The sequence below is a fragment of the Glutamicibacter sp. FBE19 genome, from assembly GCF_015524875.1.
Taxonomy (GTDB): Bacteria; Actinomycetota; Actinomycetes; order Actinomycetales; family Micrococcaceae; genus Glutamicibacter; species Glutamicibacter halophytocola.
Genome location: NZ_JACKQN010000002.1, coordinates 428,860 through 451,609, shown reverse-complemented (window position 1 = coordinate 451,609; position 22,750 = coordinate 428,860). Strand labels below are relative to the sequence as shown.

General features: G+C 61.1%; 18 protein-coding genes. 10 read left to right on the top strand and 8 right to left on the bottom strand.

Going from position 1 to position 22,750, the window contains the following annotated elements; genetic code table 11:
* Positions 1-16: 16 nt before the first annotated feature.
* Positions 17-949, top strand: coding sequence for a COX15/CtaA family protein (locus H6F58_RS05715; RefSeq protein ID WP_195181294.1), 933 nt, complete (start codon positions 17-19; stop codon positions 947-949).
* Here the strand turns inward: H6F58_RS05715 and H6F58_RS05710 are convergent.
* Complete coding sequence (locus H6F58_RS05710) at positions 940-1,401, bottom strand: metallopeptidase family protein (RefSeq protein ID WP_195181293.1); 462 nt, start codon at positions 1,399-1,401, stop codon at positions 940-942. The genes H6F58_RS05715 and H6F58_RS05710 overlap by 10 nt on opposite strands.
* A gap of 100 nt (positions 1,402-1,501) precedes the next feature.
* Here H6F58_RS05710 and H6F58_RS05705 point away from each other — a divergent pair, with 100 nt between their 5' ends.
* The gene (locus H6F58_RS05705) at positions 1,502-1,888 is read left to right on the top strand and encodes a DUF3499 domain-containing protein (RefSeq protein WP_098945537.1); all 387 of its coding nucleotides are present in this window, start codon (positions 1,502-1,504) and stop codon (positions 1,886-1,888) included.
* Between the two features lie 181 nt (positions 1,889-2,069).
* Positions 2,070-3,518: a TIGR01906 family membrane protein gene (locus H6F58_RS05700; protein ID WP_195181292.1), complete on the top strand. Its 1,449-nt coding sequence runs from the start codon at positions 2,070-2,072 to the stop codon at positions 3,516-3,518.
* Between the two features lie 64 nt (positions 3,519-3,582).
* Here H6F58_RS05700 and H6F58_RS05695 read toward each other — a convergent pair whose 3' ends face one another.
* The gene (locus H6F58_RS05695) at positions 3,583-5,424 is read right to left on the bottom strand and encodes an AMP-dependent synthetase/ligase (protein WP_195181291.1); all 1,842 of its coding nucleotides are present in this window, start codon (positions 5,422-5,424) and stop codon (positions 3,583-3,585) included.
* A gap of 78 nt (positions 5,425-5,502) precedes the next feature.
* The gene (locus H6F58_RS05690; protein ID WP_195181290.1) at positions 5,503-7,113 is read right to left on the bottom strand and encodes a phospholipid carrier-dependent glycosyltransferase; all 1,611 of its coding nucleotides are present in this window, start codon (positions 7,111-7,113) and stop codon (positions 5,503-5,505) included.
* 32 nt (positions 7,114-7,145) lie between these two features.
* On the opposite strand from H6F58_RS05690, the gene rsmI reads away from it, so the two are divergent.
* Together rsmI and H6F58_RS05680 are read left to right on the top strand one after the other, a co-directional pair.
* Positions 7,146-8,042: a 16S rRNA (cytidine(1402)-2'-O)-methyltransferase gene (rsmI, locus tag H6F58_RS05685; RefSeq protein ID WP_146277837.1), complete on the top strand. Its 897-nt coding sequence runs from the start codon at positions 7,146-7,148 to the stop codon at positions 8,040-8,042.
* A gap of 136 nt (positions 8,043-8,178) precedes the next feature.
* The gene (locus H6F58_RS05680) at positions 8,179-9,666 is read left to right on the top strand and encodes an NAD-dependent succinate-semialdehyde dehydrogenase (RefSeq protein ID WP_146277838.1); all 1,488 of its coding nucleotides are present in this window, start codon (positions 8,179-8,181) and stop codon (positions 9,664-9,666) included.
* A 72-nt stretch (positions 9,667-9,738) separates the two neighbouring features.
* Here H6F58_RS05680 and H6F58_RS05675 read toward each other — a convergent pair whose 3' ends face one another.
* The 3 genes from H6F58_RS05675 to H6F58_RS05665 are packed head-to-tail and all read right to left on the bottom strand — an operon-like array spanning position 9,739 to position 14,460.
* Complete coding sequence (locus tag H6F58_RS05675) at positions 9,739-12,165, bottom strand: DUF3488 and transglutaminase-like domain-containing protein (protein ID WP_195181289.1); 2,427 nt, start codon at positions 12,163-12,165, stop codon at positions 9,739-9,741.
* A complete protein-coding gene (locus H6F58_RS05670; protein WP_195181288.1) occupies positions 12,165-13,487 on the bottom strand; it encodes a DUF58 domain-containing protein in 1,323 nt (440 codons plus the stop codon). The genes H6F58_RS05675 and H6F58_RS05670 overlap by 1 nt, the downstream gene beginning before the upstream one ends.
* A 10-nt stretch (positions 13,488-13,497) precedes the next feature.
* Positions 13,498-14,460, bottom strand: a complete 963-nt coding sequence (locus tag H6F58_RS05665; RefSeq protein WP_060700879.1) for a MoxR family ATPase — start codon at positions 14,458-14,460, stop codon at positions 13,498-13,500.
* A gap of 209 nt (positions 14,461-14,669) precedes the next feature.
* Here H6F58_RS05665 and H6F58_RS05660 point away from each other — a divergent pair, with 209 nt between their 5' ends.
* The 5 genes from H6F58_RS05660 to H6F58_RS05640 all read left to right on the top strand — a co-directional run bounded on the left by H6F58_RS05660 (position 14,670) and on the right by H6F58_RS05640 (position 20,501).
* Positions 14,670-15,629 carry a TatD family hydrolase gene (locus H6F58_RS05660; protein ID WP_146277841.1) on the top strand — a complete coding sequence of 320 codons (960 nt, stop codon included), beginning with the start codon at positions 14,670-14,672 and terminating at the stop codon, positions 15,627-15,629.
* Between the two features lie 262 nt (positions 15,630-15,891).
* Positions 15,892-17,058, top strand: a complete 1,167-nt coding sequence (locus H6F58_RS18300) for a resuscitation-promoting factor (protein ID WP_060700881.1) — start codon at positions 15,892-15,894, stop codon at positions 17,056-17,058.
* A 100-nt stretch (positions 17,059-17,158) separates the two neighbouring features.
* Positions 17,159-18,043, top strand: coding sequence for a 16S rRNA (adenine(1518)-N(6)/adenine(1519)-N(6))-dimethyltransferase RsmA (gene rsmA, locus H6F58_RS05650; protein WP_195181287.1), 885 nt, complete (start codon positions 17,159-17,161; stop codon positions 18,041-18,043).
* Between the two features lie 2 nt (positions 18,044-18,045).
* Entirely contained in the window at positions 18,046-18,978 is a 933-nt protein-coding gene (locus tag H6F58_RS05645; protein ID WP_146277843.1) for a 4-(cytidine 5'-diphospho)-2-C-methyl-D-erythritol kinase, read from the top strand.
* Between the two features lie 152 nt (positions 18,979-19,130).
* Entirely contained in the window at positions 19,131-20,501 is a 1,371-nt protein-coding gene (locus H6F58_RS05640) for an FAD-binding oxidoreductase (protein WP_195181286.1), read from the top strand.
* A 9-nt stretch (positions 20,502-20,510) separates the two neighbouring features.
* Here the strand turns inward: H6F58_RS05640 and H6F58_RS05635 are convergent, their stop codons facing one another.
* Positions 20,511-20,807: an antibiotic biosynthesis monooxygenase gene (locus tag H6F58_RS05635; RefSeq protein WP_146277845.1), complete on the bottom strand. Its 297-nt coding sequence runs from the start codon at positions 20,805-20,807 to the stop codon at positions 20,511-20,513.
* A gap of 119 nt (positions 20,808-20,926) precedes the next feature.
* Positions 20,927-22,720 carry an ABC-F family ATP-binding cassette domain-containing protein gene (locus tag H6F58_RS05630; RefSeq protein ID WP_195181285.1) on the bottom strand — a complete coding sequence of 598 codons (1,794 nt, stop codon included), beginning with the start codon at positions 22,718-22,720 and terminating at the stop codon, positions 20,927-20,929.
* Positions 22,721-22,750 lie beyond the last annotated feature (30 nt).

Here is a 22,750-nt window from a genome sequence, read left to right as displayed (position 1 = left end):
ACCAAGGAATAGTTTTATGGTTACCCCCTTCGGCTGGCTTGCCAGCCGAATCTCACTGGAGCGCCGCAGCTTGCGCGCGGCCAGCCTGACCGCAATGATTGCCGCCATCTTGATCATCGTTGGCGGAGGTGTCGTGCGCGTGACCGGTTCGGGCCTGGGCTGTCCCGACTGGCCGGCCTGCACCGACGGGTCGTTGGCACCCACGGCGCAGATGGGCATTCATGCGACCATCGAGTTCGCCAACCGGTTGCTCACCACGGTGCTCTGCGCTGCGGTGGGATGGGTGATCATTGCCGCTCGCCTGCAGCGCGAACCGGTGCCAGCCATTACCCGCTGGGCCTGGGTGCAGTTTTGGCTCGTGGTGCTCAACGCCGTGATCGGCGGGGTCACGGTGTGGGTGAAGCTAAATCCCTTCATGGTGGCAGGGCATTTCCTGGCTGCTACATTGCTGCTCACGGCCGCGGCCATCACCTGGGACAAGACGCAGAACCTGATAGCCGGGGAGCATCCGGCCAGCACCGGCAAGCTCAAGGCCCTTGGCACCATCATGCTTGCAGCCAATGCCGCATTGGTCATCGCAGGTACCGCCGTAACCGGCTCCGGACCGCACGCCGGGGACTCGGCCGACGTGCCGCGCATGGGCTTTGACTGGCTGGGCATTACAGTTTTCCACGCCTTGGTGGCGGTGCTGGCCCTGGCAACGGTGGCGGTCATGTGGCGCACGGCGAATCAGCAGCAACTAGCCAGCGTGTCCCGCAAGGCGAAAATGTATGTGCTGGTCTTCGCCGGGCAGGGCCTGATCGGCATCGTCCAGGCGCTCACGCACCTTCCCGAGCTATTGGTGGTCTGCCACCTGGTCGGTTCTGCGCTGGTCTGGATTGGCGCGATACGCCTGCTGCTGGCCAGCCATGCACCGCAGCGCTCGGCCGCCGCGGCGGCTCACTCGTAATCAGGGTCGTCGGGGAAATACGACGGGTCGATCTCGTTGATTGGCTTGACCCACAGCTGGGACACCTCGTGCACCACGCATTGATGGACCAGGTCCAGCAACTCGCCAGGGCTGTCGGCTATCTGCTCGATGGGCAGGCGGAAAATGATGATTCTTGCCCGCTCGCTGGCGGTGGCCGCCACGGAGGACGCCAGCGGGATCCGGTCACCAACGGCCTGGGCCTGGTTGATGAGAGTGTCGCTGGGAACCGGCTCGATCAAGAAGTCGATAAGCTCAATCTTCTGCGGCCAGCGCTCGGAAAGCCGCTGGGCACTGGCCATCACTGCGTCATCGAACCGCTCTTGCCTGCCTCGGTAGGCAGGAAGATGCATCGGCAGCAACGGCCCGCGGCGCCCCCGGCCGTGGCGATTGCGCCGCGGCCCGCTGGGCTGATTCGGCACCTTGGAGTTCATCACCCCAGCCTATCGCCCCGGATGGCCTCTGGCCGCGCATCGGCCCGTAAACACCGCTAGATCCCCGGTTAGCGCCAATGGCACGAGTAGAATGGGAACCGTGGAAGGTCTTCGTCTTTGTTCTCGCCCAGCTTGCCGTGAAGCAGCTCGTGCAACCCTCACCTACGTATATGCGGATTCAACTGCTGTACTGGGTCCGCTAGCGACCTATCCGGAGCCGCACTGCTACGACCTGTGCGCGCGGCACGCCAATCGCCTGACCGTCCCCAGCGGCTGGAACCTGATTCGCGGAGCCATGCCGGATGTGCTGGAGCCCGAAGACGAACTGAATGCGCTGGTGAATGCGGTGCGCGACAAGCAGCCGGCGGCCCGCGAGCCGCGGCACGCCTCAACTTCCCCGGTGGATTCGGTGCGTGCTCGCGAAAACCGCGGCCAGCGCTTTGACTCTCGTGTGCGCCTGGCCGTTTTGCCGGATAAGGAACAGTAAGTACCGTTCCAAGAACTTTTCCCAGCACTTCGCGCTTGTGTCTTAGCCGAAACATGTTTTAGGTGTGGTAATCCGTCGCAAGAGCCTTTCGGGTGGATATGCTGAAGGCGCGTGAGCCCTTCGCGGCTTGCCAATTACCCTAAAACATCACACCATCGCGCGAATTGCAGGAGGTCTGCTCATGGCTGAGGCGGCGAAAAACCCTTCCGGAGGGCAAGGAAATGCGGGCCAGCCCGCATCGGCTGGCCCGGAAGGCGCGCCAAGTCCCAAGGCATCCCTGAGCCAAAAGGCCGAGGAGCTGGCAGCGCGTTTGGAAGCCCACAAGAACCAGGCGCAGGCTGAGGCGGCCAAGGAAACCGTTGCCCGGGAAGCCGCCCGCAAGGAAGCAGTTCGCTTGGCGATGTCCGGCAAATCCGAGACTCCTGCGCAACCCGAAGCCAGCAAGCCTGCAGCCCAGAAAGCAGCGCCTGCCAAGCCAGCCGCGGCCCCGCCGGCGCAGAAGCCAGCCGCAGCCAAGCCAGCAGCTGCTGCCGCGACGAATAAGCCCGCGGAGGGGAAAACCGTGGCTGCCAAAACCGCTCCAGCCAAGCCCGCAGCGGCGAAGCCGCAGGCCAAAGAGCCAGTTGAAGACGTGATTCGCGCAATCAAGCTTCCCCATGAACTTGAAGCCGAAAAGAAGACTGCAAGCCAGCCCGAAGCACCGGCAACGAGCGTGCAGCCTCAGGCAGAGGAGCCAGCCACGAACACCGCACAGCAGGTACCGCCGGTTTCGGCGGCTCCGAAAACTGGATCGCTGCCCACCACGAAAGCCGCTGTGGCACAGGCCCGCAATCGCGTCTTCGGCAGCTACGAGCCGGAGCCAGAACCTTCGGAGGCGGCCGTCAAGCGCCGTGTCGCCCGTGAACGCGCCCTGAACTCCAAGCCGCCCCTGGGCCGCACCGCGCAGGTGATAGTAGCCCTGGTCTTCCCGCTGCTGACCCTGATCGCTGCCATCCGCCTGATCGCCACCCCTGCCTTCTTGGCGCTGTCCTACGCACGCCCCGGATTCCCCAGCGACAGCTTCGGATTCACCGATGCCGAACGCCTGACCTACGGCAGCTACGGCGTGGACTACCTGAACAACTTCGCCGGGCGAGAGTACCTGGCCGGGCTCAAGCTCTCCACGGGTTCGAGCATGTTCTCCGAAGGCGAGGTGCAGCATATGGTCGATGTGAAGCACCTGATTGGCTTCGCCTACGTGCTTGGCGTGGTCTTGGCAATCATCCTGGTCATCGGCGTCTGGTACCTCGCCAAGCGCTATGCCGGCGGCGTGCGCAGGGCCCTGTTCTCCGGCGCCATCGTGACCCTGGCAATGATTGCGGTGCTCGCTGTGGCAGCGCTGATGGGGTGGGAAACCTTCTTCACCCAGTTCCACGCGCTGTTCTTCTCCGAAGGAACTTGGACCTTCAGCGTCAGGGACACCCTCATCCGCCTGTACCCCGAGCAGTTCTGGGTTGATAGCGCCATTGGCATTGCCGCCCTGGTGCTGGCAACGGTTCTCGTGGTTCTGGTCAGCTGCTGGCCGACCGGACGCCGCCGCGAGTCCTCCCGGCTGCGCCAGGAAGCCCGCGCCTTCGGCATCGGCAACTAGGCACCAGCGAAGCAAACTGGTTCAGGCGCCGCATCTGCGGCGCCTGACCTATTTAACTGGCCTCCTACTTGGAGTAGAACTCCTGGATCCGGTCTTCGAACTGGTCGAGGACGCTCTGCCGCTTGAGTTTCAGCGAGCTGGTCAGGTGGCCTGAGGCCTCGGTGAATTCCGCAGCGAGGACCACGAACTTGCGAATCGATTCGGCCTTGGACACCGTCAGGTTCGCCGTGTCCACATATTGCTGGATTTCGGCAATGACTTCGGGATGAACTGCCGCTTGCGCCAGAGACAATTCGCCCAGACCCTTGGCTTTGCCCCACAGGACTAGTTCTTCATGATCCAGAGTCACCAAGGCTGAAATAAACGGACGCTGTTCGCCGACCAGGACGCACTGGGCCACAATGCGCCCGGCACGAACCATCTCCTCCAAGGGACCGGGGGAGACGTTTTTGCCGCCGGCCGTGACAATCAGTTCCTTCTTGCGCCCGGTGACCTTCAAGTACCCGGACTCATCCAGGACGCCGGTATCACCGGTCTTGAAATAGCCGCCAGCGTCGAAGGCTTCCGCGGTAGCCTGGGGATTGTTGTGGTAGCCGGAGAAGACGCCGATGCCCTTGACCAGGATCTCGCCATCGTCGGCGATCCTGACGCTGGTTCCGGGGATGGGACGCCCCACCGTGCCTACGCGGGTATGCGAGGCCTGGTTCACCGTGGCCGGCGCGGTGGTCTCGGTCAAGCCGTAGCCTTCCACCAGCTGGATGCCGGCGCCCCGGAAGAAGTGCGCCAGATCCTGGTTGAGCGCGCTGGCCCCCGAAATTGCGTAGCTGCATTCGCCGCCAAAAATGCCGCGCAGTTTTGGATAGAGCACCTTGTTGAACAGCGCATGCCGGGCGCGCAGGCCCAGGGGCAGGCGTGCCTTGAGTCCACGGGCACGTGCATCGCGGATCTTGGAAACGTCGATGGCAGTCTGCTCGGCCTTCAAGAACAGGCCGGCCTTGCCGCTGCTCTCAGCTGTTGCCAGCGCGGTGGTGCGAATCTTCTCGAAGACGCGTGGAACGGCCAACAGGAAGCCGGGCTTGACGGCTGCCATGTCCTTGACCAGATGAGCCATGGAACTTGAATGGGCGATGATGGAGCCGCCGTGGATGCAGGTCTGCTGGACGGCGCGGGCGAGCACGTGGGCCAGCGGCAGGAACATCAGGGTGCGGCGCTGGTCGCCGAGAACTTCGCGCATGTGCCCGGCCAGGTTATGGGCGACCATGGCGAAATTGGCGTGGGTCATATTGCAGCCCTTGGGGCGGCCGGTCGTGCCCGAGGTGTACACCATGGTGGCTACGTCTTCGAGCTTCATGGACGAGCGGCGGGACTCGATGGCCTGCTCGTTGACTTCGCCAGGCTCCACGAGCAGCCGGTGCAATCCTGCTGAAGGTATCAGCGCCTTGTCGGACTGGTCCGAACCCTCGAAAATATGGATGAGGATCTCTTCGCCCAGCTGCGCGGCGGCCTGCCGCACATTGGCCCGCAGCGCGTGGTCCTCGGCGAAGACAACGCGGGCGCCTGAATCGCGGAGGATCCATTCGATCTGAAAAGGGCTGGAGGTCTCGTAGATGGGAACCGAGATGCCGCCGGCAAACCAGATGGCTTCTTCCGCCAGCGCCCATTCGTAGCGCGTTCTTGAGACGATCGCGACCTTGTCGCCTGGCTGGAGCCCGTCATTGATCAAGGTGGTTGCCAGGCGCTTCACGTCGGCGAGGAAATCTCCGGCGCTCACATCGTGCCAGGAGCCCTCGCGCTGCACGCTGAACAACGGCTGGTCCGAACCGCGGGCGACGCGGTCGAGGAGAAGATTCGTCGTATTGACTTCTGGCGCTAATTCAGTAAGCAGCTCGACGGTTACTTCGTGCATGGAAGCTGAACCCTTCGGGAATCGATAATCGTCAACGTGGCCTGGTTCATGGCATCAAGCGCCGATCTGCCCCGGTGCCTAGCCCCAGCTGGGGATCCACACGTGCAGGCGCCAGAGCTCATCTGCAATCATTTCCCCAGACCAAATCGACCAGAAGAAGGCCGATGTGACTAGGAATAATGCAATAACCAGGGTGACCACGATAATGCGTGAGCGGTATACGAGTCCGGAATTCGGCTCACGCGGAATGAACCTGCCAATCATATACGTCAATGAAAGGATCATGAACGGCACCAGTGGCAGGGTGTAGAAGAAGAACATCGTGCGTTCCGGGTACATCAGCCATGGCAGGAAACCGGCCACGGCCGAGGAAAGAATGGCCCCGGCACGCCAGTCGCGGGCTCCGATCCACCACAGGATCAACAGGAACATGCTGATCGAGCAGGCCCACCACAGCAGCGGGTTGGGGAGGTCGGTGATGACTTCGGTGCAGCGCTTCAGATCGCAGCCGTTGACGCCCTTGTCGTAGCCTTCGAAGTAGAACAGCACTGGGCGGCCGGCGAAAGGCCACGTCCATGGCGAGGATTGCCATCCGTGTTCTGAACTGAGTCCCGTGTGGAATTCGTAGCCAGCCTGGTGATAGTGCCAGAGCGAGCGCAGCGGAGCGGGCAGCCAGCTGACGCCGTCGCCGGGATTTTCTTCAGCCCATTGCCGGTAGCGCCCGCCGGCAGTGATCAGCCAACCGGTCCACGTGGACAGGTAGGTGAGCAGCGCGAGCGGGATCATCGTGAAGAACGAGTAGATGCCGTCGCGGGTGAAAGCGGCACGCTGCCAGTGATGAATGCCTGCGGTGCGGCGCGCGGCGAAGTCCCACAGCACGGCCATGATGCAGAAAACAGCCACAAAGGACAGCGCTGACCACTTGATGCCGACCGCCCCGCCGAGCATGACAGCTGCAACCAGGCGCCACGGGCGCCACCACAGCATCGGCCCGTACCCCAGGAGGAATTCATCGGGCCTGTTGCCCCGGGGGACACTGAGCTTGCGAGCCAGTTGGGTCCGCCCGTGGATTCGGTCCTTGAGCAACGCGTAAAACGCGGCCAGGACGAAGAACATGAGGAAGATATCCAGAAGCGCGGTGCGTGACATCACGATGGAATGGCCATCGATGGCCATCAACAGTCCGGCGATGCCAGCCAGGATATGCGATCCGAAGAGCAGCCGGGCGCAGAGGGTGACCAGCAGCACCGAAAGGGTGCCGAACAGCGCCGTGCTGAAACGCCAACCGAAGCCGTTGAAATCGCCAAAGAGCAGCATTCCAATGCCGATGAGCCATTTGCCCAGTGGCGGATGGACCACGAAGGAAGAATCCGTGGTGAGCTGGGGATCCCCGGCGATGAATTGCGCGTCGCTGTCATCGGCCCATTCGCGTTCGTAACCGCTTTGCAGCAGCGAAAACGCGTCTTTGACGTAGTAGGTTTCGTCAAAGATCAACATGTGCGGATGAGCAAGGTTGATGAAACGCAGCAAACCGGCAAGCAACGTCACCGCCAGTGGAATGATCCACAGCAGCGGTCCGCTGAGCGCTACCGTGGGCAGGAGCCGCTGTTTCAGGCTCTCGAAAGTGAAGGCCTGCCGCGTTGAACGGACGTGGCCAATAATCGCGGAGTTAGGAGTCGAGATGCCCATCACCAGATCATGCTACCGGCGTGAAGGGAGGAATGTGGGCTTTTCATACTTCGCGTAGGCTTAAGAATGTGCAGATCTCAGAGAATGAGGGCGTAATCGTCCTCGGCGCTACCCCAATTGGCAATTTATCCGATGCTTCCCCGCGGTTGCGGGAAATGATGGCGACCGCGGATATCATCGCCGCGGAGGACACGAGGAACTTCCACCACCTCGCCCATGCGCTGGGAATCAAGATCACCGCCAAGGTGATGAGCCTTCATGAGCACAACGAAGCCCACAAGCTTTCTGAAGTCATCGACTTGGCAGCCCAGGGGGCAACAATCCTGGTAGTCTCCGACGCGGGAATGCCAGCTGTTTCGGATCCGGGCTACCCGCTGGTGGCGGCCGCGCTCAGCGCAGGCATTCGCGTCACCGCCGTGCCTGGCCCTTCTGCCGTGTTGACCGCGCTCTCGCTTTCGGGCCTGCCGACAGGGCGCTTCACCTTCGAGGGGTTCTTGCCACGCAAGGCAGGGGAGCGGCGCAAAAGGCTGGAATCATTGCTGGCCGAAGAACGCACCATGGTCTTCTTCGAAGCGCCGCATCGCCTGGGCGATTTCCTGGAGGCCGCCGTCGAAGCCTTTGGGGAAAACCGCCAGGCAGCCGTGGCCCGGGAATTGACCAAAAAATTTGAGGAAGTCCGTCGAGACTCGCTCGGCGCCTTGAAACAGTGGGCCGAGGATGGCGTGCGTGGCGAAATCGTCGTGGTGATCCACGGCGCTGAAGAAGCCGAACCGGCCACGGTGGATGAGTTGCTGCCCAAGGTTGCGGCACTCGTGGAACAGGGCACTCGAATGAAACAAGCCGTGGCTGAAGTTGCCGAAAAATTTGGCGTGAAGAAACGCGATCTTTATGAGGCTGTCCTGGCCGAACGTCACGAAGCGGATAAATAGCGGAATTCGCATAGGCTGATTGCACAATGAATCTGCGCTTTTATAGTGCACAGGGCGATTTACAGTTCGCTTGTGCCGAGAATAGCGTAGGCATCAACGACGATTAGTTTCATTTATAGTTTCAGGAGATGCGCGTATGTCGATCACTGCCCAGTGCGAAGCAGAACTGCTTGCAAAGGTTCCAACCGGTCTTTTGATCAATGGCGAATGGCGCGATGCCTCGGATGGCGGCACCTTCGACGTGCTGGATCCAGCCACCGGAGAAAAGCTGCTGACGCTTGCCAGCGCCACGAGCGAAGATGCCATGGCCGCTTTGGACGCAGCGGATGCCGTGCAGGCCGAATGGGCCTTGACCGCACCACGCGAACGGGCTGAGATTCTGCGCCGCGCCTTCGATCTGGTCACCGAGCGCAAGGATGACTTCGCCCTGCTGATGAGCCTGGAAATGGGCAAGCCGCTGGCCGAGGCCTACGGCGAAGTGACCTACGGTGCCGAATTCCTGCGCTGGTTCTCCGAAGAAACCGTGCGTCACTACGGCCGCTACGTGACCACCCCCGAGGGCAAGAACAAGGTTCTGGTCCACCACAAGCCGGTGGGCCCATGCCTGCTGATCACCCCGTGGAACTTCCCGCTGGCCATGGCCACCCGCAAGGTCGGCCCAGCAGTTGCCGCAGGTTGCACCATGGTGCTCAAGCCAGCCAAGCTGACCCCGCTGACTTCCCAGCTGTTCGCTGCCACGATGATGGAAGCTGGCCTTCCGGCAGGCGTGCTGAACGTTGTTTCCGGAGCCTCGGCTTCGAAGATCTCCGGCCCATTGATGCAGGACGACCGCCTGCGCAAGGTCTCCTTCACCGGTTCGACCCCAGTGGGCAAGCAGCTGATGAAGGACGCCGCCGACAAGGTGCTGCGCACTTCGATGGAACTGGGCGGCAACGCGCCGTTCATCGTCTTCGAAGATGCCGACCTGGATGCCGCAGTCGAGGGCGCCATGGCTGCCAAGATGCGCAACATGGGCGAAGCCTGCACCGCAGCCAACCGCTTCCTGGTCCACGCTGATGTTGCCGAAGAGTTCACCGCAAAGTTCGCTGAAGCGATGAAGGCACTGAAGCCAGGCCGTGGCACCGAAGAAGGCACCACTGTGGGACCACTGGTGGAGGCAAAGGCTCGCGACGAACTTCACGCACTGGTCGAGGCCGCAGTCAGCGCTGGCGCAACTGCTGTTACCGGTGGCGCACCGGTCGAGGGCCCAGGCTACTTCTACCAGCCAACCGTTCTGGCCAACGTAGCCAACGACGCGAAGATCCTGACCCAGGAGATCTTCGGCCCGGTTGCTCCGGTGACCACGTTCACTTCCGAGGAAGAGGCCATCAAGCTGGCCAACTCCACCGAGTACGGCCTGGCCTCCTACATCTACTCGCAGGACTTCAACCGCATGTTCCGCGTTTCGGAGCAGATCGAATTCGGCCTGGTTGGCTTCAACGCCGGCGTTATCTCTAACGCAGCAGCACCATTCGGCGGCGTGAAGCAGTCCGGTTTGGGCCGCGAAGGCGGCGCTGAAGGATTGGGCGAATACACCACCGTGCAGTACATCGGCATCGCCGATCCATACGCTGCAAAGAAGTAGATCTAAGCATCCAACGATGCGTCGCAGATAATTGATGCCCGGCCAAGTGGCCGGGCATCAACTGTCTGCAGGCTATTTTTTGGCACCATCTGCCGTGGCTCTTTTTCCTGGCGTAGAACGCAACGAGCGCGGGAAAAGGAAACTGAGGATCCGGCGTCCTGCGGGCAGTTCCCCGCGAAGCTGGCTTTGAACCTCGTGCAATGCGTCCAACAGTTCAGGCGCATCACCTGCAGGTACATGCCGACCTGCGTAGAAGCTCTGCTCAATAGCGGCCTGGAGCAATTGCAGTGGCTTGGCGAGCCGCGGATGGTCATCGGCCAGGCGCACCAGATAGTCGCCCACTGATTCATGGACGCCTGCTTCAACTCCAGCATCCATTCCAACACTGAGCAGTTCGGCCCACAATGCTTGTGCCGCATCAGGGGCGCCGGAACGGACCAGGGCCAGGCGCTTTTGCCGGGTGCTTTGCCGGCGCCAAGGACCAACGCATAGTCCGGCGGCAGCCAACAAGATAGCCAAGGGCGCCAACCAGATGGCGGTACTGCCATCACGTGAAGAAGAACCCGTCGTCGCCTGAGGCGTTGGATCGGGAGACTCGGAACGAGGCGGAGTGCTGCGCGACGTCGGGACCTCAGGCGCCGTACTCTCTTGAGGCGCTGCGGTACTGGTTGGTCCCGGCGCATAGGTTGGCGTGTAGCCTCGGCCCGGAGTCGGTTCGAAAGGCACCCAGCCCAGCCCGTCAAGATACAACTCTGGCCAGGCATGTGCCTGCTGCCCGCTGACCTCATAGCCCTTGAGCTCGGTGCCCGGCTCCAGCAAGCTGGCGAGCGAGGTTGCAGCATCAGAATTATCAACCGTGATGGTTTCGCCGGTGGCCACGCCAGGGGCGTAGCCCACGGCAATTCGCGAAGGGATCCCCGCCTCACGCGCCAGCAGAGCCATGGCCGACGCGAAGTGCACGCAATACCCCTGGCGGCGGTTCAGGAAAGCCTTGACTACCTCAGCGTTGGCCCCGTCGTAGCCTTCCCGCAAAGGAGTGCGCTCGGAGTAAACGAAGTTCCCGGAGCGGAAGAAATCCTGGAGGGCCACAGCCTTTTCCAAATTGGTTCTCGGCGTGCTTCCCTGATCGTAGGCTTCCTCCAGGGCCTGTTCGAGCATCGGCTGCAGGGCGTTGTCCGAGTCCTGGGGGAGCTGCGTGTAGTCCGACGATATGAAATCGTTCGTGCCAATGCGCCGCTGATCGAGGTACTCAACCATCTCCGGGGTGATATTCAATGGCGCATAGGCAACGGTAATATCGCCGGTCGCGCTCAGCGCATCACCGCTGAGCCGGGCTACCGAGGTTTCAAGGGTCCATTGCCAATCTCCCTGGATTCCACTGACCAGATTACTGCGGTCGGGCAACGGCAATAGCGGATTCCTATTGCCCCTTGGCCAAGTCATCTGCACAATTTCTTCGGAGCTGGATAATAGCGAAAAATTATTGTTGACCGCCACGTCGCCCGAATAGTCGGTATGGAACAGGTCCTCGGTCGGTTCCCAGCGTTCAGTGGTCAGTTCCTTGATGACCTGGGTGCGCAAATAAGGCGCCTTCGAGGCGCTGGTGTAATAGGTCAAGAACGGATCTGACCCATTCGAGCGGAGATCCCGTCCGAGATTGATCAGCGGGTCAACATTGTTGGCCAGCAGGTCCCCGGACGGGCGTTGCCCCTCGGGGAACATGCCGGTGCGGAACCCCGGCATCCACAGGCTCGCGGCAATCAACGACCCAACGCAGGCCAGGGCGGTGATGCCAAAGACTCCCAAGGTCTTTGGCTCGAGGAGCTTGCGCCTGCCCGGGCGAGGCGAAGCCTTGGCGAAGGCGTGGGGCACCAGGGCAGCGTACGCCAATATCCCTAGGACCATAAGTGACAGGTAGCCAATCCCGGCACCTTGCTGCTTGAACAGCGAAGCAACAATCGGGGCGAAAGACAGCGGGATGATCACCAGCAGGGCAGTGCGGCGGAAACTGGCCAGGAGTTCCACCGCAAGGCTCACGCCCAGTGACAGGACCAAAATGCCGAAGTCCACATGGATGGAGCTGGCTACCGGCGGGACTTGCGTGGCCAATTGGAGTCCTGCTTCGGACAGCGAAGAGCGGAACCATTGCAAGGCAGGAAATCCATAGGAATATGCGGTCATGACGTCGTGGCGCATGATGGCAGCGACGGCGATGAGGACTGCGGCCGGGATAGCCAGCCAGCGAACGACGCGTACGCTCCGGATCGCCCCGCAAGCCAGGTGCAGGGCAATGTTCGGCAGGACGAGGTAGGGGAACCACGAGGTACCCTCAACGACACCGGTGAGCGATGCCATTCCGGCCAAGACGGCTAAAGCCAGGCACAATGAAGCCAAGATGCGGGGGAGCAAATTCTCAACTGGCGGAGCTTGCTCCAGCGTGAGGCTCTTTTGTTCTTCTGTCTCGCGTGGCGATGGGGCGCCGGCTAGCTGGGAGGTCATTATCCGCCCCACATCCCAGCTGCGCCCATGGTTCCTGGGAGCAGATGAACTTTCCACCCGGTGCCGGCGAGCTCTTGTTGCACCGAATCGTACCTTTCCGGATGCGCCACGAGAATAAAAACTTCGGCAAGGCGTACCGTGCGGGCCAGAGTGGCAAGCCATCGAGCCTGGGCAACGGTGAGCTCGCCAAAAATCATGATGACTGGTTCGTCCCGGAATCCCAGCAGCTCCTTGTGCAATCCATCGCCGAATAGCTCTGAGGCGTTGGTATCGGGGCCGCTGGCGTCGAGGGCCAATTCGGCGGTGGCAGCATGGAACGAGTCAAAGTCTGAGTCAGCTGCGGCATCCGACGTTGCTTGCCGATGCTGGCTGGTCAGCGGCGCTCCACTGAGATCGCGGAAAGACAGCTGGTAGCCACCGGTCGAATAGCGCAGTCCGATGCTGCTGGCCAGCGACAAGGCCGTTTCAAAACGGCGGCTACTTGGCAAGTCTTCGTTAGACCCGCCAGGGATGGACAGCCGAAGATCCACTCCGCTGTGGCACCAATGCTCAAATTTTGTGTCCAGGATCAGGAGCGCTTGAGCGGTGGCGACATGGTTCTCCTGCCGAACCATGAGCTTGCCTTGCCGGGCGCTGGCCTTCCAATGGACCTGCCGGATCGAATCTCCTTGCTGGTAGTCGCGAATGGCAACGTCATAGTAATCGGCGGTGGTGCTGCGCGAATGCCGCGCATCACCGGTGAGCATCTGCTCTCCAAGGGAAGCCAAGCGGTGCAGATCCATGAGTTCCGAGCGGACCGGGATCTCCAGGGTTTCGCCGGTGTTGACCATTCCCCGGACCAAACCCAACGTGTCAGAAACGATTTGCTGTGCCGGGCCCAGCTGATGGATGCCGCGCCTGCCAAAGATCAATTCATATTCCAGTTCGCCAGGGGTGTCGAGCATCGGGCCGCGCCCGAAACCTTCTGGAAGCTGTTCCTGGATGGTTGCCGGTTCCAGGCAATGCAATTGCACTCTGCATACTTCGCCAGCGCTGGGAACCGCGGATAGCAGCTGTCGCTGGATTCGCGTGCGCCCTCGCAGGCCCAGTGCGAGGGCCCAGCTAATGCCGGCCAGCACTACGAGGCTGATGCCCAATGCCATCAATTCATGGCGGCCGAACATGAAGGCGAGGAATACCAGGAAGATTCCTGCGCCGAGCACGCACCATCCGCGCACGGTGAGCAGGTCCAGCCGCAACCGGCGCAGAATTGCAGGTGTCGAATTTTCTGAACGAACCCACGACAAAGCATTACGGGAGTCGAAACGAGGTATCTTCTCCATGCGATGCCAACTAGCTGACTGGGGTGCTGGAGAGCAGTTCTTGAATGAGGTCCTGGACTTCCACCCCATCAGCGATAGCGCGTCGAGTAAGGATCAGCCGGTGGTTCAGCACCATTTGCGCCACGCTTCGCACGTCTTCCGGGAGCACGTGGTCGCGGCCGTTAACGGCGGCATGTGCCTTGGCGGCTCGAACCCATTGGATCAGGGCACGCGGTGAAGCCCCGAGCTCAACTTGCGGATGATTTCGCGATGCTCGGCCCAAATCCACGACATAGGAGCTTAATCTTGCGGTGACAGTGATGGAGCTGACCTGTTCGATCATTTGCCGCAGGTCTGCAAGCTGCAACACCGAGGCCAGGGTTTCCAGCGGCTCATGATGGTGATGTCCGGCAATCATGGATATTTCGGCTTCGCGTTGCGGATAGCCCAAAGAGATCCGCCCCATGAAGCGATCGCGTTGCGCCTCGGGCAGCGCGAAGGTTCCTTCAGAATCCACGGGGTTCTGGGTGGCAATAACCATAAAAGGCTGTTCCAGGCTGTGGGTGATGGAATCAACGGTGACCTGGGATTCCTCCATGCATTCAAGCAACGCGGATTGCGTTTTGGCATTGGCGCGGTTGATCTCATCGGCAATGACGATATTGGCGAAAATCGGGCCGGGGTGAAAAGTGAACTCGTGAGTCTGCGGCGAATATACGGAAACACCGGTGACATCACTGGGCAGCAGGTCCGGGGTGAACTGGATGCGATGCACAGATCCATTCACGCTTTTGGCCAGCGACTTGGCCAGCATGGTCTTGCCAACGCCTGGAACGTCTTCCAGCAACAAATGTCCTTGCGCCAGCAGTACCGTGAGCGCGCTGATGATGGCCTCGGGTTTTCCGTTGATCACGCTCTGCACGGCGTCGAAAATTCGTTGGCAATTCGTTTGGAACGTTGAATCCAGCGATGGCATCGTCGGGTTCGCACTCATTCGAAGTTCCTCCTGCGCAATGGGTCAGCCGCGAGACACTTCGCATCCTGAGACATTCAATAGACTCTTGCTCACCATCATATGGGCATCTTTTGTCCAACAACAGAGGCTAATCTGGCCCGGGGTGCAGGGCGGTTGGGGTTAAAGTATCGGGTGATGACACAATAAAATGAGCAATGGGCTGTAGTAATTAAGTGCAAAGGATCAGCGTGTCAAAGAAGAAGTCGGACACCGACGTTAACCGGGTACCGGAGGCCTACCGTCCCAGCGAGGCTGAGGAATCTGCAGGGCCAGAAGGCCGCGCGCGCAAGACACACAATGAACAGGGCGGCAGCAAGCGAAACTTGCACTATCCCGAAGCGCCTGAAGCCCTTCCGATCGCGGTGGTCGACAACCATACCCATTTGGACTTTCTTGACGGCACGGTCAATGTTTCAGCGCGCGATGCCTTGGCAGCTGCTGAAGCAGTCGGAGTAAAAGGGCTGATCCAGGTGGGCTGTGATGTGCCATCCTCCGAATATGCGGTGCAGGTTGCCAATGAATACGCCAGCATCCTGGCCGCTGTGGCTATCCACCCGAATGACGCCGCGCGGCTAGCCGAGGCCGGGGAACTCGAAAGCGCCCTTGAGCGCATTGAAGAGCTGGCTTCAGACCCTCGCGTGCGAGCGCTGGGGGAGACCGGGCTTGATTACTTCCGCACGGGTGAAGACGGCCGGGGTGCCCAGGAGCAGTCATTCCGCGAACATCTGCGCATTGCTGCTGGGCTGGGCAAGGCTGTCCAGATCCATGATCGTGATGCGCATGATGACGTTGTGCGTATTCTCAAGAGCTCCCAGCTGCCACCTAAAGTCGTGTTCCATTGCTTCTCCGGGGATGAGCGATTGGCAAAGATCTGCAATGACAATGGCTGGTACATGTCATTCTCGGGAACGGTCACGTTCAAGAACTCCCACGATTTGCGAGCTGCCTTGAATCTGGCCGATCCGCAGTTGCTGCTGGTGGAGACCGATGCTCCGTTCTTGACCCCTCATCCATTCCGCGGACGCCCCAATGCCAGTTACATGATTCCCTATACGACTAGGTTCATGGCGGAAACCAAAGGTGTTGAGCTCGCTGAATTCTGTGCCCGAATCGATGCGAATACCCGCGAAGTGTACGGAGAATTCTAGACTCGCAGGCTGTGCCTCTCGTTACAGGACACTTGCCATGAATATAACAATTCGGTTACGGTGGATGAGATGTTTGAGGTCCTTCCTGCCCTTTGCGGGCCAGCGACGGGACTCGGCAGCCTGATCCTCGCACCTCGCTGCGTCCGGGAAAGACGGCATAAGTCAGATTGATAAGCAGGCAGCGGGTGCTGCTGGGCTCAACATGAATTCCTGGAATTGATTTCAGGGTTTGAGCCAATTAAACGATGAGGATCTCACTACTGTGACTCACTTGCTCAAGAAAAGCTGGGTTAAATACCTGGCTCAGGCGCTCGCCGTGGCCGTGGTTATCGCCGGCGCCGTGTTCTATGTTGCTGGCCAGAAGTCGGTAGTGATCTCCGTCGATGGAGAAGCCCAGGAAGTTACCACCCGCGCTGCCACCGTCAGTGCGCTGCTGGATCAGCAGGAAATCTCGCTGGATGAGCGCGATGAGATCTCCGCTTCCCTGGATTCGAACCTTTCGGATGACCAGAAGATCGATATCAAGCGCAACAAGTCTGTTGAGGTGACGGTTGACGGCGCCGAGCGCGTGGTCCACACCACCGGCATGACCGTGGCAGATGTTGTCAATCAGCTCGACCTTGAAAAAGGCTCCGAGGTGTCCCTCGATGAGGATATGCAGTTGAGCGCTTTGAGCGACGAGCTTGAAGTAATCACGCCCAAGGACCTCACCTTGATTGTGGACGACAAGAAAAAGACCGTCGCCACCACCGCATCGACCGTCAAGGAACTGCTCGCCGAGCAGAACGTCAAAGTTGATGACAATGATGAAATCAACGTCAAGGTTGACGACGAAACCGACAAGAACGTCAAGGACAGCACCGGTATCAAGGCCGGGGTAGAAGTTGAAGTTATCGAGGTCAACGTCAAGACCTGGGACGAAACCCGCGACATCGACTTCGATGTCGAGAAGGTCAACGACAAGTCCCTGGACAAGGGCGAAACCAAGGTCAAGACCGAGGGCAAGAAGGGCGAACGCGAACTTACCCTGCGCCAGGAAACCCGCAACGGCGAGAAGGGCGAGGAAGAAGTCCTCAAGTCCAAGGTCACCAAGCAACCAGTCGCAGAGGTTATCCGCGTGGGCACCAAGGAAGAGAAGAAGGAAGAATCCTCTTCGAAGCCTTCGACCAGCACCGGCAACATCTCCGCAACCTGGAAGGCACTGGCAAAGTGCGAATCCGGTGGCAACTGGTCGATCAACTCCGGTAACGGATACTACGGCGGACTGCAGTTCTCTGCCTCCTCCTGGCGAGCAGTCGGCGGCACCAAGTACGCGCCATTGCCACACCAGGCCAGCCCGCAAGAACAGATCGCCGCAGCCGAGGTGCTTCGAGCCTCCGGTGGCTGGGGCCACTGGCCGGCCTGCTCGTCCAAGCTGGGCCTGCGCTAAAAACCGAAGATCTATAACAACGCGACGCGTCCACCATCACGGTGGACGCGTCGCGTTGTTATGTTTGGATCAATCTGGCTGAACTAGAATTGGATTTGTGATGTCTAAGGAATCTTTGCCGCTGCTTGGGGCCACCGAAATCCGTCGTCTGGCCGAAGAGCTGGGAATCCGCCCTACCAAGACGTTGGGGCAGAACTTTGTGATTGATGGGAACACCATCCGCCGCATTGTCGCCGCCGCCAATGTCGACCCCGCCGAGACTGTGCTGGAGGTTGGCCCGGGGCTCGGTTCGCTGACCCTTGGCATCATGGATGCAGCGGCCAAAGTTGTTGCCGTGGAAATCGATCCGCCGCTGGCCCAGCGCCTGCCGCAGACCATGGCCGAGTTCCGGCCAGGGCGCGAAGAAGACCTCACCGTCATCCTCAGCGACGCCATGAAGGTCACCGAATTACCCGGCAATCCGACATCGCTGGTGGCAAACCTTCCTTACAACGTTGCGGTGCCGGTCGTCCTGCACCTGTTGGAACACTTCCCGTCCATCCGCAACGGCCTGGTGATGGTCCAAGACGAAGTCGCCGACCGCATGAGCGCCACCCCGGGCAACAAGATCTACGGCATCCCGTCGGTCAAGGGCGCCTGGTATGGCACCATGCGCAAAGCCGGCGTCATCGGCATGAACGTCTTCTGGCCAGCGCCGAAGATCCATTCCGGTCTGGTGTCCTTCACCCGTGACAAGGACCGCAGCGACGCCCCGGATCGCAAAGAAGTTTTCGCCATCGTTGACGCCGCTTTTGCCCAGCGCCGCAAAACCCTGCGCGCAGCGCTTTCAGGCTGGGCTGGCTCCGGTGTCCGCGCCGAAAAGATCCTGGTGGCTGCTGGCATCGACCCGAAGGAACGCGGCGAGAAGCTGGATATCGAGCAGTACATCGACATCGCCGGCGCAGCCCAGGGCGTGCCGGCTGAACCGTCGGCCAGCGAGGCCTAGGCATGGCAAAGCAGCGAGTCATCGCCACCGCTCCCGGCAAGATCAACTGCTATTTCAAGGTAGGCCCGCCCCGCGAGGACGGCTACCACGAAGTGGCAAGCCTGTATGTCGCGGTATCTCTGACCGAACAGATCGAAGCCACCCTGCGCACCGATGGCGAGCTGCAGCTGAGCCTGGAACCTGATTCACCGGTGGTCCATGACCCGGAGAATTTCCCATTGGGCGAAGGCAACCTTGTCTTCCAAGCGGCCCAACTGCTGCGTGAGCACACCGGAACCGCATTGGGCGCGGACCTGCACATCACCAAGCGTGTCCCCATCGCTGGCGGCATGGGAGGCGGGTCAGCGGATGCTGCGGCCACCTTGGTGGCCTGCAATGAATTGTGGGAAACCCATCTGGACCGCGAGGAACTTGGCCGGCTGGGCGCGCGGCTTGGCGCGGACGTGCCTTTTGCGCTCATGGGCGGGGCCGCGATCGGCCTTGGCGTGGGGGACCAGCTGGCTCCCTTGCTCACCCGGGCCAAGACGCACTGGGTGCTGATTCCTGCCAGCTATGGGCTGTCCACGCCGCGGGTGTATGGAATGCTTGATCGCCTGCGATCCGGTGCGGACGTCGAAGTCCCGAAGGAAATCGATCCGGCGGTCATTGAGGCCCTGATGGCTTCGGACGCTCCAGCCTTGGCCCAGGTGCTGGCCAATGACCTGACGCAAGCGTCGCTGGCCCTGGCTCCGGAACTGGGCACCATGCGGGACCTTGCTGAAGGAGCCGGCGCCCTGCGCGCCATGGTTTCCGGCTCGGGGCCAACCCTGGCCCTGCTGGTCAGCGATCCTGAACACGCCGAAGAAGTGATGGCGCAGCTTGGTGACGAGGTTGGCGTGGCGACCATCCCGGTGAATGCTCCGGCTGCCGGTGCGCACATCACGCTGAGCGAGTAGGCCTAGGCGCAGCCACTGGGTTCCGCGGCTCCCGCAACTAACCACGAAGCTGACTTTCTTGATTGCTCTTGTCGTGCAATGGAACTGGCCATAGGCTGATTTCCAAGCGCAAGGTGAAAGCGATTCATTTAGGAAGCACGGGTGGTCCAAGCATGCTCAACGGCCAGGTATCGCATTGGTGGCAACAAATTGGCATCCCGGAACCACGCCCGAAACTTCGCGGCCACAGCACCGTGGATGTCGCCATTATCGGGGCCGGATTTACCGGGTTATGGACCGCCTATTACCTGGCGAAAGCCAATCTGGGGTTGTCCATCGCGGTCCTGGAAGCCCGGCATGTTGGCTATGGCGCCTCAGGGCGCAATGGCGGTTGGCTGACTAACACCATCACCGCTGGCCGGGAACACTACCTCAAGACGCACTCGGTGCAAGCGATCAATGACTTCCAACTGGCCATGAACCAAACCGTTGATGAAGTCATCAACGTCTGCGATGTCGAAAACATCAACGCCGATATCCTGCGTGGAGGAGAATTCGAAGTCGCCTGCACCCCGGCCCAGGAGCAGCGCCTGCGCGCGCACGCTGCGGCGAATAGCGCCTGGGAACACACCGGCACCAAGCTCCTGGACGCGGATGAAGCCCGAAGCCAGATCAATGTCGCTGGAACAAGGGCCGCGCTATGGCACCCGCATGCGGCCAGGATCCATCCGGCGAAGCTCGTGCGCGGGCTGGCCGAAGCCGTGGAACGGCTCGGGGTGGAAATCTTTGAAGATACCACCGTGAAAACCATCCGCCCGAGGCAACTGGAGCTTGATGGCGGAACGGTCAACGCGCAATACATTGTGCGGGCCACCGAGGGATTCACGGCCCAGTTGCCCGGCCATAAGCGGTTGTGGCTGCCGATGAACTCGTCCATGATTGCCACCGAGCCGTTGCCGGACAGACTGTGGGACGAGCTCAATTGGAGCCAGGGCGAAGTGCTGGGGGATTACGCCCATGTCTACATGTACGCCCAGCGAACCGCAGATAACCGCATCGCCATTGGCGGCCGAGGGGTTCCGTACAAATACGGTTCGCGAACCGATGCCGATGGCCAGACGCCGCAGCGCACCATCAGCGGTCTTCAAGAAGTCCTGCATCGGATGTTTCCGCAGGCAAGGCACGCAAAAATTGATCATGCGTGGTCCGGGGTGCTCGGCGTACCGCGCGACTGGGCGGCCACCGTCGGCTTGGATCCGCTAACAGGCATTGGCTGGGCCGGAGGCTATGTCGGCACTGGCGTGGCGACCACAAATCTCTCGGGGCGCACATTGCGGGATCTGATCCTGGGCCAGGAAACTGAACTGGCCCGCTTGCCGTGGGTCAATCACGAAGTGCGCAAATGGGAGCCGGAACCACTGCGCTGGCTGGCGACCAAGGGGCTATATGCCGCCTACGGCCAGGCCGACCGAAACGAATTCAAGGGGCGGGAAAGCTCATCGCCGCTGGCCCTCATCGCCGACAGGATCACCGGCAAACCCTAGGGAATGGGGCTAGCTGGTTGTGCCAGGCTGCGGCCCCTCGATGCTGTATTCGCGCTTGATGCCCATGGTTCCTTGGCCCCATGGGCTTGAACGCACACGCTGCTGATGAGCTTCGAAGGCTTCAGCGGTGGCGAATTGCTCGGCGACATCCCATACCCAAGGATCGCCGGTGGGTGTCACATGGAATGACAGGCATCCGGCTTCCGCCCGGGTCAGCTGCATATGGGCCGGCAACAGCTCAGCGACGGCGTCTGCTTCTGATTGGCTGGCGCAGACAAGGCGCCCGGTCAGGCTCACAATTCCCATGAATCGAGTGTGCCATGCTGTTGCCGGATCAGGTGCACCGATGGCCAAATGCGACGCTGGCCCGGAACCTGTCGTCAGGATTCCGGGCCAACACATAATACTTTTGGGGCTAACTGGGGCTACTCAAGCATTTCCGTCAATTCCAGCCAGCGCTCTTCCAGCTGGTCAATCTGGCTCTGGTATTCATCGATTTCCGCGGTGAATTTGCCCAGGCCCTCGTAGTCGCTCTGGTCGTGATCGGCCATCTTGGCGTGGACCTTGGCGATCTTTTCGTTCAGCTGGCCGACCTTGCGCTCATTGGCGTTCAGCTCTTTTTGCGCTGCGCGCAGTTCGGCGCCCGATGGGCCTGCAGGCTTGGCCGCCGACGAGGAGCCCTGCGACTGCGAGGGGTTGGACCCACCGGTCGATCCTTCAGCGGCACGCAGCTTGAGGTATTCATCCACGCCGCCGGGCACATGGCGGAAGTGCCCGCCAAGGATGGCGTATTGCTGGTCGGTGACACGCTCCAGCAGGTAGCGGTCGTGGGAGACCACGATCAACGTGCCTGGCCAGGAATCCAAGAGGTCTTCCAGGGCTGCCAGCATGTCGGTATCGACATCGTTGGTCGGCTCATCGAGGATCATCACATTCGGCTCGTCCATCAGGATCATCAGCAGCTGCAAGCGGCGGCGCTGGCCGCCGGAGAGCTCGGCGACCTTGGTGGACAGGTGCGCCGAGGAGAAACCGAGCCGCTCCAGCAGCTGGGCCGGGGTCAGGTCCTTGCCGTCGACGTTAAAGGTGGTGCGGTAGCGGCCCAGGATTTCGCGGACCTTGTCCTGGCCAATGGTCTCCAGCTCGCGGAACTGCTGGTCGAGCACCGCCAGCTTCACGGTCTGGCCGCGCTTGATCTTGCCGCCGGTTGGCTCCACGGTGCCGGCAATCAAGCCCAGCAGCGTGGACTTTCCTGCGCCGTTGGCTCCGAGCAGGCCGGTGCGTTCGCCAGACCCGATCCGCCAGGTGAACGGCTTGAGCACCTGCTTGGCTCCGAAGGACACCTCGGTATCCAGCAGGTCGATGACGTCCTTGCCCAAACGGCTGGTGGCCATCTTCTGCAGTTCCAGCGGGTTGCGTGCCGGTGGCACATCGGCGATCAGCTGGTTGGCGGCCTCGATGCGGAACTTCGGCTTGGACGTACGGGCCGGGGCGCCGCGGCGCAACCAGGCCAGTTCCTTCTTCATCATGTTCTGGCGCTTGTTCTCGGTGACCGCGGCAATGCGGTCGCGTTCCACGCGCTGCAATACGTAGGCGGCGTAGCCGCCTTCAAAAGGCTCAACCAGCCGGTCGTGCACTTCCCACGTAGTGGTGCAGACCGCGTCGAGGAACCAGCGGTCGTGGGTGACAACCATCAGGCCGCCGGCATTCTTGGACCAGCGGTTGTTGATGTGGCCAGCCAGCCAGGAGATGCCTTCGACATCCAAATGGTTGGTTGGCTCATCCAGGATGACGACATCCCAGTCCTGCACCAGCAATGCCGCCAGGGCTACACGGCGGCGCTGGCCGCCGGAGAGGGTGCCGATGGAGGCCTCCCAATCAAGGTCGGCAACCAGGCCCGAAATAATGTCGCGGATGCGCGCTTCGCCAGCCCACTCGTGGTCGTCCATCTCGCCGACCACGCTGTAGTGCACGGTGGCTTCCGGATCCAGGGTGTCGGACTGGTCCAGCACGCCCACGCGCAGACCGTTGCGCAGGGTGACCCGTCCGGAATTGGGCTCGATCTTGCCCGAGAGCATGCCGAGCAGCGAGGATTTGCCTTCGCCGTTGCGTCCCACCAGGCCGATGCGGTCGCCATCGGAAATGCCGATGGTGACCGAGTCGAAGACGGTATGGGTGGGATATTCCAGATGTAGGGCTTCGCCCCCGAGTAAATGAGCCACGATTTCCATTTTACGTTCCGAGTGCAAATC

Coding starts and splice junctions, on each gene's coding strand:
- rsmI (WP_146277837.1), top strand. CDS start 7,146: ATGTGGGCTTTTCATACTTCGCGTAGGCTTAAGAATGTGCAGATCTCA.
- rsmA (WP_195181287.1), top strand. CDS start 17,159: ATGTCTAAGGAATCTTTGCCGCTGCTTGGGGCCACCGAAATCCGTCGT.
- H6F58_RS05635 (WP_146277845.1), bottom strand. CDS start 20,807: ATGGGAATTGTGAGCCTGACCGGGCGCCTTGTCTGCGCCAGCCAATCA.
- H6F58_RS05670 (WP_195181288.1), bottom strand. CDS start 13,487: ATGGAGAAGATACCTCGTTTCGACTCCCGTAATGCTTTGTCGTGGGTT.
- H6F58_RS05695 (WP_195181291.1), bottom strand. CDS start 5,424: ATGCACGAAGTAACCGTCGAGCTGCTTACTGAATTAGCGCCAGAAGTC.
- H6F58_RS05645 (WP_146277843.1), top strand. CDS start 18,046: ATGGCAAAGCAGCGAGTCATCGCCACCGCTCCCGGCAAGATCAACTGC.
- H6F58_RS05680 (WP_146277838.1), top strand. CDS start 8,179: ATGTCGATCACTGCCCAGTGCGAAGCAGAACTGCTTGCAAAGGTTCCA.
- H6F58_RS05700 (WP_195181292.1), top strand. CDS start 2,070: ATGGCTGAGGCGGCGAAAAACCCTTCCGGAGGGCAAGGAAATGCGGGC.
- H6F58_RS05675 (WP_195181289.1), bottom strand. CDS start 12,165: ATGACCTCCCAGCTAGCCGGCGCCCCATCGCCACGCGAGACAGAAGAA.
- H6F58_RS05690 (WP_195181290.1), bottom strand. CDS start 7,113: ATGGGCATCTCGACTCCTAACTCCGCGATTATTGGCCACGTCCGTTCA.
- H6F58_RS05665 (WP_060700879.1), bottom strand. CDS start 14,460: ATGAGTGCGAACCCGACGATGCCATCGCTGGATTCAACGTTCCAAACG.
- H6F58_RS05710 (WP_195181293.1), bottom strand. CDS start 1,401: ATGAACTCCAAGGTGCCGAATCAGCCCAGCGGGCCGCGGCGCAATCGC.
- H6F58_RS05640 (WP_195181286.1), top strand. CDS start 19,131: ATGCTCAACGGCCAGGTATCGCATTGGTGGCAACAAATTGGCATCCCG.
- H6F58_RS05715 (WP_195181294.1), top strand. CDS start 17: ATGGTTACCCCCTTCGGCTGGCTTGCCAGCCGAATCTCACTGGAGCGC.